15 protein-coding genes are annotated in these 14,235 nt (G+C 64.0%); 9 read left to right on the plus strand and 6 right to left on the minus strand.

What is annotated here, in order from left to right; all coding sequences use genetic code 11:
* Positions 1-2: 2 nt before the first annotated feature.
* Positions 3-1,088 carry a peptide chain release factor 1 gene (gene prfA / locus YUA_RS0126385; protein ID WP_027533410.1) on the plus strand — a complete coding sequence of 362 codons (1,086 nt, stop codon included), beginning with the start codon at positions 3-5 and terminating at the stop codon, positions 1,086-1,088.
* A gap of 22 nt (positions 1,089-1,110) precedes the next feature.
* Here prfA and YUA_RS0126390 read toward each other — a convergent pair whose 3' ends face one another.
* On the minus strand, positions 1,111-1,593 hold the full coding sequence (locus YUA_RS0126390; RefSeq protein WP_027533411.1) for a MarR family winged helix-turn-helix transcriptional regulator: 483 nt from the start codon (positions 1,591-1,593) through the stop codon (positions 1,111-1,113).
* A 126-nt stretch (positions 1,594-1,719) separates the two neighbouring features.
* Complete coding sequence (locus tag YUA_RS0126395; protein WP_027533412.1) at positions 1,720-2,334, minus strand: hypothetical protein; 615 nt, start codon at positions 2,332-2,334, stop codon at positions 1,720-1,722.
* Positions 2,335-2,585: 251 nt separating this feature from the next.
* Between YUA_RS0126395 and YUA_RS0126400 the strand changes: the two genes are divergently transcribed.
* The 4 genes from YUA_RS0126400 (at position 2,586) to YUA_RS0126415 (ending at position 7,438) form a co-directional block, all read left to right on the plus strand.
* Complete coding sequence (locus tag YUA_RS0126400) at positions 2,586-3,920, plus strand: substrate-binding protein (protein ID WP_027533413.1); 1,335 nt, start codon at positions 2,586-2,588, stop codon at positions 3,918-3,920.
* Positions 3,921-4,014: 94 nt separating this feature from the next.
* Positions 4,015-4,890, plus strand: coding sequence for a branched-chain amino acid ABC transporter permease (locus tag YUA_RS0126405; protein ID WP_027533414.1), 876 nt, complete (start codon positions 4,015-4,017; stop codon positions 4,888-4,890).
* An 11-nt stretch (positions 4,891-4,901) separates the two neighbouring features.
* Positions 4,902-6,743: an ATP-binding cassette domain-containing protein gene (locus YUA_RS0126410; protein ID WP_027533415.1), complete on the plus strand. Its 1,842-nt coding sequence runs from the start codon at positions 4,902-4,904 to the stop codon at positions 6,741-6,743.
* Positions 6,740-7,438 (plus strand): ABC transporter ATP-binding protein, encoded by a 699-nt coding sequence (locus YUA_RS0126415; protein ID WP_027533416.1) that lies wholly within the window; start codon positions 6,740-6,742, stop codon positions 7,436-7,438. The genes YUA_RS0126410 and YUA_RS0126415 overlap by 4 nt, the downstream gene beginning before the upstream one ends.
* On the opposite strand, the gene YUA_RS0126420 is transcribed toward YUA_RS0126415, so the two are convergent.
* Positions 7,435-7,860 carry an HIT family protein gene (locus YUA_RS0126420; RefSeq protein ID WP_027533417.1) on the minus strand — a complete coding sequence of 142 codons (426 nt, stop codon included), beginning with the start codon at positions 7,858-7,860 and terminating at the stop codon, positions 7,435-7,437. The two genes, YUA_RS0126415 and YUA_RS0126420, sit on opposite strands and share 4 nt — an antisense overlap.
* 90 nt (positions 7,861-7,950) lie before the next feature.
* Here YUA_RS0126420 and prmC point away from each other — a divergent pair, with 90 nt between their 5' ends.
* On the plus strand, positions 7,951-8,847 hold the full coding sequence (gene prmC / locus YUA_RS0126425) for a peptide chain release factor N(5)-glutamine methyltransferase (protein WP_027533418.1): 897 nt from the start codon (positions 7,951-7,953) through the stop codon (positions 8,845-8,847).
* A gap of 461 nt (positions 8,848-9,308) precedes the next feature.
* Positions 9,309-10,097 (plus strand): DUF4167 domain-containing protein, encoded by a 789-nt coding sequence (locus YUA_RS0126430; RefSeq protein ID WP_027533419.1) that lies wholly within the window; start codon positions 9,309-9,311, stop codon positions 10,095-10,097.
* 61 nt (positions 10,098-10,158) lie between these two features.
* On the opposite strand, the gene YUA_RS0126435 is transcribed toward YUA_RS0126430, so the two are convergent.
* Positions 10,159-10,902 carry a methyltransferase domain-containing protein gene (locus tag YUA_RS0126435; protein ID WP_027533420.1) on the minus strand — a complete coding sequence of 248 codons (744 nt, stop codon included), beginning with the start codon at positions 10,900-10,902 and terminating at the stop codon, positions 10,159-10,161.
* 108 nt (positions 10,903-11,010) lie between these two features.
* Here YUA_RS0126435 and gloB point away from each other — a divergent pair, with 108 nt between their 5' ends.
* Together gloB and YUA_RS0126445 are read left to right on the plus strand one after the other, a co-directional pair.
* Positions 11,011-11,778, plus strand: a complete 768-nt coding sequence (gloB, locus tag YUA_RS0126440; RefSeq protein ID WP_027533421.1) for a hydroxyacylglutathione hydrolase — start codon at positions 11,011-11,013, stop codon at positions 11,776-11,778.
* 37 nt (positions 11,779-11,815) lie between these two features.
* Positions 11,816-12,238 carry a cupin domain-containing protein gene (locus tag YUA_RS0126445; RefSeq protein ID WP_027533422.1) on the plus strand — a complete coding sequence of 141 codons (423 nt, stop codon included), beginning with the start codon at positions 11,816-11,818 and terminating at the stop codon, positions 12,236-12,238.
* Positions 12,239-12,349: 111 nt separating this feature from the next.
* On the opposite strand, the gene YUA_RS0126450 is transcribed toward YUA_RS0126445, so the two are convergent.
* Positions 12,350-13,219, minus strand: coding sequence for a DMT family transporter (locus tag YUA_RS0126450; protein WP_027533423.1), 870 nt, complete (start codon positions 13,217-13,219; stop codon positions 12,350-12,352).
* Positions 13,220-13,334: 115 nt separating this feature from the next.
* Positions 13,335-14,060: an acetoacetyl-CoA reductase gene (gene phbB, locus YUA_RS0126455; RefSeq protein ID WP_027533424.1), complete on the minus strand. Its 726-nt coding sequence runs from the start codon at positions 14,058-14,060 to the stop codon at positions 13,335-13,337.
* Positions 14,061-14,235: the final 175 nt, after the last annotated feature.

Here is a 14,235-nt window from a genome sequence, read left to right on the forward strand (position 1 = left end):
CGATGTCGTCACTCCCTGAAGCCAAACTGGACGTCCTGCTCGCGCATCACGCCTCGCTCGAAGCCGAATCGCTGGGACAACTCTCCTCCGAGCGCTACGTGCAGGTCACGCGCGAGCTCGCCGAGATCAACCCGCTGATCGAGGCGGTGAAGACTTATCGTGCCGCCGTGAAGGAGCTCGCCGACACCGAGGCGCTGATCGCCGATCCGGCGACCGACGCCGAGATGCGCAGCATGGCGGAAGCCGAGCGCGACGAGCTCAATCCGAAGATCGAGGATCTCGTCCAGAAGATTCGCGTGGCGCTGCTGCCCAAGGACGCCATGGACGACCGCAACGTCGTGCTGGAAATCCGCGCCGGCACCGGCGGCGACGAAGCCTCGCTATTCGCCGGCGATCTGTTCCGGATGTACGAGCGCTTTGCGAGCTTGCAGGGCTGGAAGGTCGAGGTGATCTCGGCGAGCGAGGGCACGGTCGGGGGCTTCAAGGAAATCATCGCGGAAGTTCAGGGCCGGGGTGCGTTCTCGAAGCTGAAATTCGAATCCGGCGTGCATCGGGTGCAGCGCGTGCCTGACACCGAGACGCAGGGGCGCATCCATACATCGGCCGCCACCGTCGCCGTGATGCCGGAGGTCGAGGAGGTCGACGTCGAGATCAAGAACGACGATCTGCGGATCGAGACCATGCGCGCGCAAGGCGCGGGCGGCCAGCACGTCAACAAGACGGAATCGGCGATTCGTATCACCCACATCCCGACCGGCATCGTGGTGATGATGCAGGACAGCCGCTCGCAGCACAAGAACCGCGCCTCCGCCATGAACATCCTGCGCTCGCGCATCTATGACGCCGAACAGCAGCGCGTCGATGCCGCGCGCTCGGCCGAGCGCAAGGAGAAGGTCGGCTCCGGCGACCGCAGCGAGCGCATCCGTACCTATAATTTCCCACAAGGCCGCGTCACCGACCACCGCATCAATCTGACGCTCTACAAGCTGCCGCAGGTGATCGCCGGCGAAGCGCTCGGCGAATTGACCGATGCGCTGACGACCGAGCACCAGGCCGCACAGCTCGCCGCGCAGGGCGCGGCGGCGTAAGTGGCCGCGCCTGACACGGCGCTCAGGCTTCGCTTGAGGCGCGGAATGACTTCAAGAGCCGGCTCAACGCCGGGCTCGCAGCGCGGCGAAGTTCTTCAAGGTTCTTCCGCGAGAGCGCCTGGAGCTTCTGCTCACCCTTCTTCGTCAGCTTGAGATGAACACGCCGGGCGTCGTCGGGGTCGGCAACGCGACTGACCAGCCCGAGCTTCGCGAGCCGGTTCATCAGCTCAACAGCGGAGTGAGGTCGGATCAGCAGGAACTTGGCGACGTCGCCGACTGTTGCGGGGCCTGGACGGACAAAACCCTTGATGCCCAACAGCGCCTGATGCTGCGTCGGCGTCAAGCCCTGCTGTGCTGCGGCCGCCTCGCTGAAGGCCAGAAAGTTCCGGATTTGATAGCGGAATTGCGCCAGCGCGGCATAGTCGGAGTCACGCATCGTGCGGCTATTTGAACGCTGGGCCGGCATCGCCGCCGCGGACCGCCGCGCCTTCTTTGCCTGAACCATGCCTTGAACCATGCCTTGCCGCCTTCGAGCTTGCCACCCGGCGACGCGGGCAGCCCAGCCAAAAGTAGCAAGCAGCAGCGGCCGGACCAACCGGCCGGGACTTCGGATACACAGCTATCCGGCCGCCTATTCGAAGCTGGACAGCAGGATTTTCACCAGAATGACCTGAAACGCGATCGGGATGCGGACGCTCTTCCGCCGGATCGATCGCTGCAGCGCACCGGCGATCTCCGCACTGGTCAAGGCGCCGGCCGATGCGTTCGCAATCAGCTCCGCCCACATCTGCGACAGCGAGCCGCCGGGCGGAAGCACCGGCTTGATGGTCACACCGCAACCCTGCGCCCAGTCGACGATCTCCCGCATCGTATGCGGCCCGCAGTTGCGGGCGGTCGCCAGGCGCTCGGCGGTCAACACGCGCAGCAGCTCGCGCGAGGGCGACCAAGTCCCCATCGGCGGCTGCTCGCCGGTGAGCTCGACCGCGAGCTCCTTCAGGACATTCTGGGCCCGCACGCTCAGTCTCTTCATCGGCACCGGAGCGCACTTGGCCTGAACGGCGCCGACGGCCGGTCCGCGCTCGCCGGCCGGCCGATTGCGCGACTCGGGCGTGCGGGAGGCCTCGCCGGACTGCGGCGTCGCGCGCTGGTCGTCGCCCTCCGCGGGCCACGCCACCTCAGGCCGCTCCGCCTGCTGCGGCCATGATCGTCGCTTCCGGACACCTGCCACTGTCGCCTGCCGCGCTATCTCTCTCGCCGAACCCGCCGGCCTCGTACTCACAAAGACTAATATATATCGTGATCCGATATGTTTTCACGACATAATTTTCGTCGTTCGACCAAAGGCGAAATTGACAGAAGGCCTTCACAAGCAATGCTTACGTCCAAGAGCTACACGCGGATGTGACGTGCCCGGCGCGGGCAGGCCTTTAAGGCCGGCCGCCGCCGGACGAGTCGTGTTTTGCCTGCAAACAAGAACGATGTTCGGAGGAAACGACCATGACTGACGATCTCATCCGCCGCGGCCTCTCGCGCCGTGGCCTGCTCCAGACCACAGCGGGCCTCATCGGCGGCTCGGTGCTGCCGGCGATGCCGGCGTTTGCCGAGGACAAGCCCGCGATCGGCTCCTATCCCGCGGGCGTGTCGGGTTCCACCGCCTTCATCGGAATCTCCGTGCCGCGCACCGGCACCTATGCCGTGCAGGGCGAGGACGAGCTCAAGGGCTACCAGCTTGCGATCGAGCACATCAATGAAGGCCACGAGCTGATCAAGAAGATCTCGCCGAAAACCAGCAAGGGCGTGCTCGGCAAGGAGCTGAAATTCGGCGTCGCAGATTCCGCGGCCAAGCCGAACGAGGCGGTGCAGGCGCAACAGCGCTTCATCAGCGAGAACAAGGCGATCATGATCACCGGCGGCACCTCGAGCGCGGTTGCGGTCGCGCTGAACAAGCTCGCCCAGCGCGAGCACGTGCTGTTCGTGTGCGGCATCTCGGGCTCGAACGACACCACCGGCAAGGACTGTGTGCGCTATGGCGTGCGCCAAAACTTCTTCGGCCAGACCGCCGCGGCCGCGATCGGCCCGGTGATGGTGCGGGAGTTCGGCAAGGGCAAGAAGGCTGCGTATCTCACCCCGGACTACACCTACGGTCACACCGTGACCAAGTCGATGCAGGACTTCCTCGCGAGCGCCGGCTGGACCACCGTGACCAACCAGGTCGCCCCGCTCGGCGCGCCCGATTATTCCTCGTATCTGCTGAACGTCGCGAACTCCGGCGCCGACGTGCTCATCAACGTCAATTGGGGCCACGATGCCGTGCTCTCGACCCAGCAGGCCAAGCAGTTCGGCGTGCTCGACAAGATGAAGCTGGTCGTTCCCTACCAGGTGCCTTTCATCGCGCGCGAGACCGGCGGCCTGATGCAGGGCGTCTACGCCGCGACCGACTATTGGTGGACGATCGAAGACAAGTTCCCGCTTGCCAAGATGTTCAACGAGGCCTTCGAGAAGAAGTACGGCTACAAGCCGGAATGGGGCGCCGAGAACGCCTATGTCAGCTTCGCGCACTGGGCCCATATGTGCGAGGAGGCCGGCAGCTTCAATCCGCCCGACGTGATCAAGGCCTATGAGAAGGGCGAAACGATCCCCTCCCTGGTCGGCGACGTGCATTACCGGCCCGAGGATCACCAGTGCATTCGCCCGGTGATCGTCGTGAAGGGCAAGCAGCAGAAGGACATGAAGAACAAGGAAGACTGGTACGACGTCGTGGAGATCGTCCCGGGTGAAGGCCTGATGCAGAAGCCGGACGCGTTCGGCTGCCATCTCGGCGACTACACCTGAGTCTGTGCTAACCCCTGTGACGCCGTAGGCCTTACTCTGGACCTGCGGCGTCACCTTTTTTGACGCCATCGCGCGTCACAACAGCGATCGTTGCATGATTAGTTGGCCCAATCTCGTTTCGCAGCTTTTCAACGGGCTCGCGCTCGGCGCCCTGCTTGCGCTGATCAGCTCCGGCCTGACCATCATTTACGGCACGCTCGGCGTGCTCAACCTCGCGCATGGCGCGATGTTCATGATCGGCGGCTATGCCGGCTTCGTCACCTACCAGTACACCGAATCGTTCATCCTCGCCGTCATCGCGGGCTCACTGTTCGTGATGCTGCTCGGCGTCGTGATGGAGCGAACCATCATTCGCCATTTCTATCATCGCCCGCACGAGGACCAGCTGCTGGTCACCTTCGGGCTCGGCATCTGCTTCGTTGAGATCATCCGGCTGATCTTCTCCAGCCAGTCGCAGCTGGTGCCGCCGCCAGCGATATTCCAGGGCATCACCAATCTCGGCTTCATGTTCTATCCGACCTACCGCCTCGCCGTGGTCGGCATCGTCGCGATCGCGCTCGGCGCGCTGTTCATCATCCTCTACCGCACCCGGCTCGGCATGATCGTGCGCGCCGGCATCGAGGATTCGGTGATGGTCGATTCGCTCGGCATCAACGTCTACCGCGTCTTCATGGTCGTGTTCGGCATCGGCGCAATGGCCGCCGGCTTTGCCGGCATCGTCAACGCGCCGGTGGTCTCGCTGACACCGGGCATCGGTGACGACATCCTGGTCCAGACCTTCGTGGTGGTGGTGATCGGCGGCGTCGGCTCGTTCCCCGGCGCGATCCTCGGCGGCCTGATCGCCGGCGAGATCATCAGCGTCACCTCCATGTTCAACCCCGGCTATGCCTATGTGATGCTGTTTGCGGCGATGACGCTCGTGCTCGTGGTGCGACCGCATGGCCTGCTCGGCGTCCAGGGCCGCGAATAAGTGAATCCCTGATGCTCAAGCAACGCCCGTTCCTGATCGAGACACTGACGGCCATCGGCCTGATCGTGGCTCCCTTCGTGCTGCCTCATCTCGGCTTCGCGCCGAACACGGTGAACCGAATCCTGGTCTGGGGTTTATTCGGCCTCGGCTTCGACATCCTGTTCGGCTTCACCGGGCTGCTGTCGTTCGGCCAGTCAGCCTTCTACGGCACCGGTGGCTTCGTTGCCGCGTACCTCCTGACCCGCGCCGGCTTCAGCAACGTGCTGGGCGCGCTGGTCATCGGCATGATCGCAGCGGCTGCGACCGGCTATCTGGTCGGCCTGATCGCACTGCGCCGCACCGGCATCTACTTCGCCATGATCACGGTGGCGATCGCGGAAGTGTTCTTCTTCGTCGAGTTCAATCCGCTCTCCGACTTCACCGGCGGCGAGAACGGCCTGCCGGGCGTGCCGGCCCCGAGCTTCAATCTGGGCTTCACCACCATCCATTTCACCGATGGCTGGTCGCTCTATCAGTTCATCGCGCTGTGCTATTTCATCGGCGTCATCATCGCGCTGAGGATCGTGCGTTCGCCGGTCGGCGCGATTCTCAGCGCAATCCGGGACAATCCGCTGCGTGCCACCGCGGTCGGCCACAACATCCACGGCTACAAGCTGACTGCCTTCGTGATCGCCGCCGCTTACGCGGGCTTTGCCGGCGGCCTGCTGGGCGTGCTCCAGGCCTTCATGCCACCCGATGCCTTCACCTTCGACACATCCGGCCAGCTCGTGATGCAGACCGCGATTGGCGGCCGAGGCACGTTGTTCGGCCCGCTGGTGGGCGCAACCGTCTGGCTCTTCCTGCAGGATTTCCTCCAGTCCGCGCTTGGTCTGGGAGCGGCCTGGAAGCTCGTGCTCGGCGTGGTGTTCGTGCTGCTGGTCTGCTTCCTCCGCGGCGGTATCGTCGGCGGCCTCGTCGATCTCTATGGCCTCGTCTCCGGCAAGCGGGCCCGGAAGGCTGCGGAGACGGAGGAGGCTGAGGTCGAAACGCCACAGCAAGCGCCGCCTGCACCAATGCAGGCCAAGCAGGTCGAGCATCCCGCCTATTCCGGACCGATCCTGAAAGCCACCGGTCTCACCAAGCGCTACGGCGGCCTCGTCGCCAACAGCGACATCGATTTCAGCGTCAATCAGGGCGAGCTGCGCGGCATCATCGGTCCCAACGGCGCCGGAAAGTCGACCTTTTTCAAGATGCTGACCTGCGAGATCCCGCCAACCTCGGGCCAGATCATGTTCGCGGGACGCGATATCACCGGCTTGAAGATCACCGAAGTCTGCCAGCTCGGGCTGACCAAGAGCTACCAGGTCAACCAGCTCTTCACTGGTCTCACGGTACGGCAGAACCTGAGGATTGCGGCCCTCGCGGAATTGCGGGGAAAATTCCGGCTCGACCTGTTCCGCTCGCTCTCCGGCGTCAAGGGTCTGACGGAGCAGGTGGAGCACACGCTGGCGCTGGTCAATTTGACCCGCCGCGCCGACACGCCCGTGTCCGAGCTCGCTTATGGCGAGAAGCGCAGGCTGGAGATCGGGCTGGCGCTTGCCACCTCGCCGCGCCTGCTGCTGCTCGACGAGCCGCTCGCCGGCATGAGCCCGCGCGAGCGGGTCGAGACCGTCAAGCTGCTCAAATCGATCGCGCGCGGCCGCACCATGATCATCATCGACCACGACATGGATTCGCTGTTCGAGCTGGTCGAGCGCGTGACGGTGCTGCAGGAGGGCCGCGTGCTGGTCTCCGGCACGCCTGAGGAAATCAAGACCAACGCCGCAGTGCAGGAAGCCTATCTCGGCGGCGTGCACGGAGAGATCGCCGCATGAGTCTCATCGAGGTCAACGGCCTGAACAGCTATTACGGGGACTCCCACATCCTGTTCGACGTCGCCATGCATGTCGAACGTCACGAGGTGGTGGCGCTGCTCGGCCGCAACGGCGCCGGCAAGAGCACCACGCTGAAGAGCCTGATGGGCGTCGTGACGCCGCGCAGCGGCAGCGTGAAGTTCGACGGCATCGATATCGCCGGCCGCAGGAGTCACAAGATCGCGCAGGCCGGGATGCAGCTCGTGCACGAGGAGCGGCGCATCTTCGGCAGCCTGTCGGTGGAGGAAAACATCGTCCTCGCCGGCATCACCGCGCCAAAGCACTGGCCGCTCGGGCGCATCTATGAGATGTTTCCACGACTGAAGGAGCGGCGCGGCAATCGCGGCACCGAGCTCTCCGGCGGCGAGCAGCAGATGCTCGCCATCGCACGGGCGCTGGTGCGCGATCCCAAGATCGTGCTGCTGGACGAGCCGTTCGAGGGACTCGCCCCCGTCATCGTTCACGATCTCGTCAAGGCCTGCCGCGAGCTCGCGGCCGCCGGCCAGACCATCGTGCTGGTCGAGCAGAATCTTGCGGCAACGCTGGCGCTGGCGACGCGGATCTACATCATCAACAACGGCCACATCGTCCACGAGGGTCCGGCGCAGGAGCTCAAGGTCCAGCCGGAGCTGCTCCAGCGGTATCTCGGCGTCTAACCACCAAGCGCCGCGATCATCCGCCTGGCGTGATCGGCGAGCACGGCCATGTCCTCCTTGCGCGTCTGCGCCGGCAGCAGATCGACGCCGGCCCTGACCGGCATGACATGCATGTGCAGGTGAAAGACCACCTGCCCGCTGGCGGGCTCGCTGAACTGCTGCAGGATAATGCCCTCCGCGTCGAACGCCTTCATCGCCGCGACCGCGATCCGCTTGGCGGTCCGGGTGACCCCGGCGAGATCGTCGTCCGCAATGTCGAGAATGCCGCGCGCCGGTGCCCTCGGAATCACCAGCGTATGCCCGGGCGAGCGTGGCATGATGTCCAGGAAGGCGAAGCTGCGGTCGTCCCTGAACACCTCGAAGCAGGGAATCTCGCCGCGAAGGATCTTCGCGAAGACGTTCTGATCGTCATAGGCCGTCATGGCTCCCTCCTTCGCTGCGCAATACGATCAAACGCACTCCTTTCCGTTGACGCAAGCAAGGCCGCCGATCTATCCACGATGCCAGGCAGGATGGTTCCATTGGCGACAGGGTTCGATTCCGGACACAGCATCGAGAGTGCGCGGCGCGCGCTCGCGGCGCGGCTGCAATCGGCCGGCATCGAAGAGCCGTCTCTCGATGCGCGCCTGCTCGTCGGCGCGGCGCTGGGGCTCGATCTGACCGGCTTGATCACGCAAGCGGCACGATATCTCGCGCCCGAGGAGGCTATACGGCTCGAAGCATATGCGCAGCGAAGGCTCGCGCATGAGCCGGTCGCCCGCATTCTCGGCATGCGGGAATTCTGGGGCCTGCCGTTCCGCCTGTCCGAGGCGACGCTGGTGCCGCGACCGGACACCGAGACCGTGGTGGAACTGGCGCTCGAGATTTTTCGCGAACGCACGATCACGGGACGGCGCCCGCGCATTGCCGACATCGGCACAGGATCAGGCGCGATCCTGCTCGCACTGCTGCACGAGATTCCCGAGGCGTTCGGCGTCGGCACCGATCTCAGCCTTACCGCACTCGGCACCGCCAGGGGCAATGCCGCGGCGCTCGGCCTTGCCGGCCGCGCCGCGTTCGTCGCCTGCTCCTATGCTTCGGCCCTTCAGGGCCCGTTCGATCTGATTGTGTCGAACCCGCCTTATATTCCCGCGGGTGAAATTCCGAAATTGAGCATCGAGGTGCGCGAGCACGATCCGCATCTGGCGCTCGACGGCGGCAATGACGGCTATGACGCCTATCGTGCCCTGATCCCACAAGCAGCCGAACGGCTTGTGCCCGGCGGCGCTTTGGTCGTCGAGGCGGGACAGGGGCAGGCCGCAGATATTGAAACCTTGATGACGGCCGCCGCGTTAACGGTGGACCGGCCGCCCAGATCTGACCTCGGGGGCATTCCGAGGGCCGTCTCGGCCCGAAAAATGCCCCCATAAAAGCCGGATTGGGCGCCAAAAACCTCTTGGAATATCCCTTGGGAACGACTACCTTCTGATCAGCACATCGGTGTCGGCCCCGTAGACTAACGGGCGAAAGCCGGGCTCTCAGGCGAGAGCTTCACTGATTTAGGTTCCAAGCCGCAGGTCCTGTTAAGCGCGATGGCCCATTGAGGTACGCTGCTTTCCGACCGCAACGTGAACGAAAGCCTGATATTGCGCTTGAATACTTACGCAACAAAGCAGGGCTTGTTTCGGCAGGCGATATGAATGGGTTCGCTGGCAATGAATGCTGGCGGGTGGGGAACGCGTCCTTGTTGAACGCGACGGTCGACGAACATCGGCAGGGTTCAATCCGCTCTTGCGCGCGGTGCGCGCGAGAGATGTGAACCGCTGTCATCAGGTCACTCCTAGCAATCAGTAATGCGTGCAACCTTTAGGGCTGGAATTAAAGGCAGGACATGAGAAACGGTCAGAACAAGCAGCGGATGCGCAACCGCAACAACAATAATAATAACAACAACAATAACCGGCGCGGCCAGAACCCGATGACCCGGGTCTTCGAATCGAACGGCCCCGACATCAAGATCCGCGGCACCGCCTCGCACATTGCCGAAAAATATCTTCAGCTTGCGCGTGACGCCCGCTCCTCCGGCGACCCGGTTGCTGCTGAAAACTACTACCAGCATGCCGAGCACTATTTCCGCCTGATCGCGGCGGCCCAGGAACAGTTCCGCCAGAACCAGCAACCGCGCGGCGATGAGCCGATCAGCACCAGCAGCGGTGACGACGGCGAGGATGACGGCGAGAATTTCTCGAATTTCGGCCAGGAGCCGGGCTTCGTTCCGCAGCCGCCGCCGCAGCAGCAGCCCTTCGTGCGTGACGGTCAGCGCGATCACCAGCGTGACTATCAGCAGCGCGACAACCAACAGCCCTATCAGCGCGATCAGCAGCAGCCGCGTGAGCACCGCGAACGCGACCACCGTCCGCAGCCGCAGTATAATCAGCAGCCGCAACCGCCGAACCAGCCGCAGCCCGTCGTTGCCGACGCCGGCAACGTCGATCGCCTGCCGTCCTTCATCACCGGCGCGCAGCCGCAGACGAACGGCGCCCCTGGCGGCTTCGAAGCTGGCAATGGCGGTGGTGGCGAGCGTTTTCCGCGGCGGCGCCGCCGGCCGCATAGCGGCCCGCGCCCCGAGCGCGAGGCGGCTCCGGCCGCTTCCGGCGACGATCTCGCTCCGGGCGAGTAAGCCGCACATCTTCTGATATTCATGGACTGCATCGTCCCGGCTTCGCCGGGACGATTTGTTTTCAGGTCCGCCTCACCGTCGTCGAGGACGGCACCAGCACCGGCTTCAACGAGGGAATCAGCCGCGCCCGTTCGCGCTTGGCGGGGATCGCGCGATAGACCTGCTTGGTCGCTTCGACGATGTGGACGCCGGCAAAGGGCAGCGACAGCGCAGCGCCAGCGCGCTCCCACATCTGCGCCGATTTCAGCACCCAGCGGCCCGCATAGGGCGGCATGAACAAGGCCTCGCCCCAGCCGGTCGGCGTGAACCAGGTCTGGCGCAACAGATCCGTGATCTGCGAGCGCGAATAGGGGCGACCGTGGCCGAACGGCGTGTTGTCGCTGCGCGTCCACACACCACGCCGATTCGGGATCACGGCCATGACGCGGCCGGACGGCGACAGCACCCGCCAGATCTCCCGCAGCAGCGCGGCCGGATCGTCCGACATCTCGAGCGCATGGACCAGCAGGATGCGGTCGACCGCGGCGTCGGGAAGCGGCAGCGAGAATTCATCCACCAGCGAAGCCAGCGCCGGACGCCCCGTGGGCCATTTCAAGACGCCTTGGGCCGCCGGCATGAAGGCGATGCAGCGCTCCGCGTCCTCGCGGAACAATCCGAGATAGGGCGTCGGATAGCCGATGCCGAGCACGCGCTGGCCCTCGGCATTCGGCCAACGCTCCCTGATGCCGCGATTGATCATCTGCCGCGCCACAATCCCGAGGCGACGGGAATAAAACTCGCGAAGGTCGACGACGTCGATGGTCATGACGGCAATGTAACATGCACAAGGCGGCGGCCGCGCGCTGAATATTGCATTGCCTGCGCAACGTTAACGCCATATTTGTCTGACGGGGCTGAGCCCGATGGAGATGTCATGGCCGCCGAAATTCGTACTTTCACCTGTTTAAACGACAATTTCGGTTATCTGATCCACGATGTGGAAACCAAGGCAACCGCCTCGATCGACGCACCGGAAGCCGGCCCCATCATCAAGGCACTGGAGCGGGAGGGCTGGCAGCTCACCGACATCCTGATCACCCATCATCATGGCGATCATGTCGGCGGGGTCGCCGAACTCAAGCAGAAATACAATTGCCGCGTCGTCGCGCCGCATGACAAGACGACGAAGATTGCTGATGTCGATCTGCGCGTCGCTAACGGCGACGTGATCAAGGTCGGCACGCTGCTGGGGCGCGTGCTGGAGACACCCGGCCACACGCTCGACCACATCTCCTATGTGTTCGATACCGAGAAGACGCTGTTCGCCGCTGACACGCTGTTCTCGATCGGCTGTGGCCGCGTATTCGAGGGCACCTACCCGATGATGTGGGATTCGTTGTTGAAGCTGCGGGCGCTACCCGACGACTTCAAGCTCTATTGCGGCCACGAATACACGGCGTCCAACGTCAAATTCGCGCTGACCGTCGATCCCGACAATGCGGCGCTCCAGGCGCGCGCGGCCGAAGTGACGAGGCTGCGGGCGGAGAACAAGCCGACCATTCCCTCACTGCTTGGTGATGAGAAGCGAGCAAACGTGTTCCTGCGCGCTGATGAACCGTCGGTCGCAGCCAGGCTACACATGAAGGGCGCGGATGCCGCCGCAGTGTTCGGCGAGCTGCGCGAGCGCAAAAACAAATCCTGAAGTACAAGTCCTCACGACCAAGTCCTGACGGGGATCGATGCCGACCGCAGCCGAGATCATCGCACGCCTTGAACTCCGCCCGCACCCGGAGGGCGGCCATTATCGAGAGACCTTTCGCGACCAGACCACCGATGCCAATGGCCGCTCGCGCTCGACCCTCATCTACTTCCTGCTCGCGCGCGGCGAGCGCTCGCACTGGCATCGCATCGACGCGGTCGAGACCTGGCACTATTATGCCGGCAGCCCGTTGACCCTGCGCATCGCACATGACGGCTGCTCCCAGCACGAGGTGCGGCTCGGCACGGACCTTGTGGGCGGCGAGCGACCGCAGGCGATCGTGCCGGCGGATGCGTGGCAAATGGCGGAGACCACCGGCGAGTGGACACTGGTCGGCTGCACCGTGGCACCCGCCTTCGAGTTCGCAAAATTCGACCTCGCGCCGAAAGGCTGGGAGCCGTAGCGATTATCATTCCGGGACCGCCCGAAAAGGACTGGGCCAAGAATCTTTCTCATCACCGTTGACGCGGATAAATGGATTCCGGATTCGCGCTCCACGCGCCCGGGACGACAGTCACCGCTTCCGGAGCACCATGTCCTTTGCCGCGATCAGGCCGCCGCCGGCGATCAGGATCGCGGCAATCGCGATGTTGGCGCTGGCTTTGGCAAAACCGGCGGCGATGAGAAAACCGGTCGACAAGAGCGGCGTCGCATAGGAGGCGGCGCCGAGCACGCGGATATCGCCGCGCTTCATGCCGATGTCCCAGGCATAGAAGGCAGCGCCGACAGGGCCGATGCCGAGCCCGAGCACGGCGAGCCATTGTAACGTCGTCTCGGGCCACACCGTGGTTTCAAGCAGACCATGCATCAGCGCGGCAAGCACTGATGTGGCGAGGCAGAAGCCCGCGACCGCATCGGTCGGCACCGCCTTCAATCGCCGCGATAGCACCGAATAGGTCGCCCAGACGAAGGCGGCGATGAAGGCTGCGATCAATCCGGGCACCGCGCCCGGTGCGAAGCCAGAGGTATTGCCGGCAAACAACAGCACGGTGCCGACGAGGCCGAGCACGGCGCCGATGATATGGTGCACGGCGAGCCGCTCGCCCGGCAGGAACGACGAGAACAGCACGATCAGTAGCGGCCACATGTAATTCAGAAGGCCGGCTTCGGCCGGCGGCGCGAAGCGCAGCGCGAGGAAATAGAGCGCGTGATAGCCGAACAGGCCACCGACGCCGACGAGCCACACGACGAGCGGCTGACGCAGGCTCTTCGCCACGTCGCCCCGGCCGATCCAGGTGAGCAGGCCGACGAGACCGCCGATCGCAAAGGTCATCGCAGCGAGCTGGAACGCCGGGATCTTTCCGGTCACCACCGTCATCACCGACAGCAATGACCACATCAGGATCGCGGTCAGTCCGATCAGTGTGGCTGTGCGCGGGGTCATGGATCAAAAGGCTCTGAGGACGATGATGCCCGGCACGAGGCCGGGCATTTGCGTCTTCACTATCGCCTTGTCGCGCCCGAAGCTACAGGCTTTTGGCTCAAGGGCTGCTGCCCCGTCAGACCTGGTACTGACCACCATTGATGGTCATCGTCGATCCCGTGATGAAGCCGGCCTCGTCGGCCGCGAGGAACACGACCGCGCGCGCAATCTCCTCTGGCTCGCCGAGCCTGTTGACCGGGATCTGCGGGATCACGTTCTTCTCCAGAACGTCCTTCGGCACCGCCTGCACCATTTCGGTGTTGATGTAACCGGGGCAGATCGCATTGACGGTGATGCCGCCCTTGGCATTCTCGAGCGCGAGCGCCTTGGTGAAGCCGATGTCACCGGCTTTCGCCGCGGAATAGTTGACCTGGCCGAACTGGCCCTTCTGGCCGTTGATCGACGAGATCGAGATGATGCGGCCGAACTTGCGTGCGCGCATGCCTTCGATGACCTGGCGCGTCATGTTGAACAGCGAACCGAGATTGGTGTTGATCACGGCATTCCACTGCTCGAGCGTCATCTTGTGGAAGGCGGTGTCGCGGGTGATGCCGGCATTGTTGACGAGCACCTCGATCGGCCCGAGTTCGGCCTCGACCTTCTTCACGCCTTCGGCGCAGGCATCGAAGCTGCTGACGTCCCATTTGTAGACGGCGATGCCGGTCTCGGCCTTGAACTTCTCCGCCGCCGCATCATTGCCGGCATAGCTCGCCGCGACGTTATAGCCTGCCGCTTTCAGCGCCTTGCTGATGGCAGCGCCGATGCCCCGCGTACCACCCGTCACCAATGCCACTCGTGCCATTTCGCATTCCTTCCCTTGGACTCTTCGGACGTTTCTGCGTGATCGTTTTAGTGGTGGATTATGCGGTTGGTTTGACGGACATCAAGAACAAAACGCCCGGCGTTGAGCCGGGCGTTTGTATTTAGTCGAGGCTCGCGCGGTTGCGAAGAATATTTGATTTGCAACCGCTGCCTTT

Source organism: Bradyrhizobium sp. WSM3983 (assembly GCF_000473045.1).
Classification (GTDB): Bacteria; Pseudomonadota; Alphaproteobacteria; order Rhizobiales; family Xanthobacteraceae; genus Bradyrhizobium.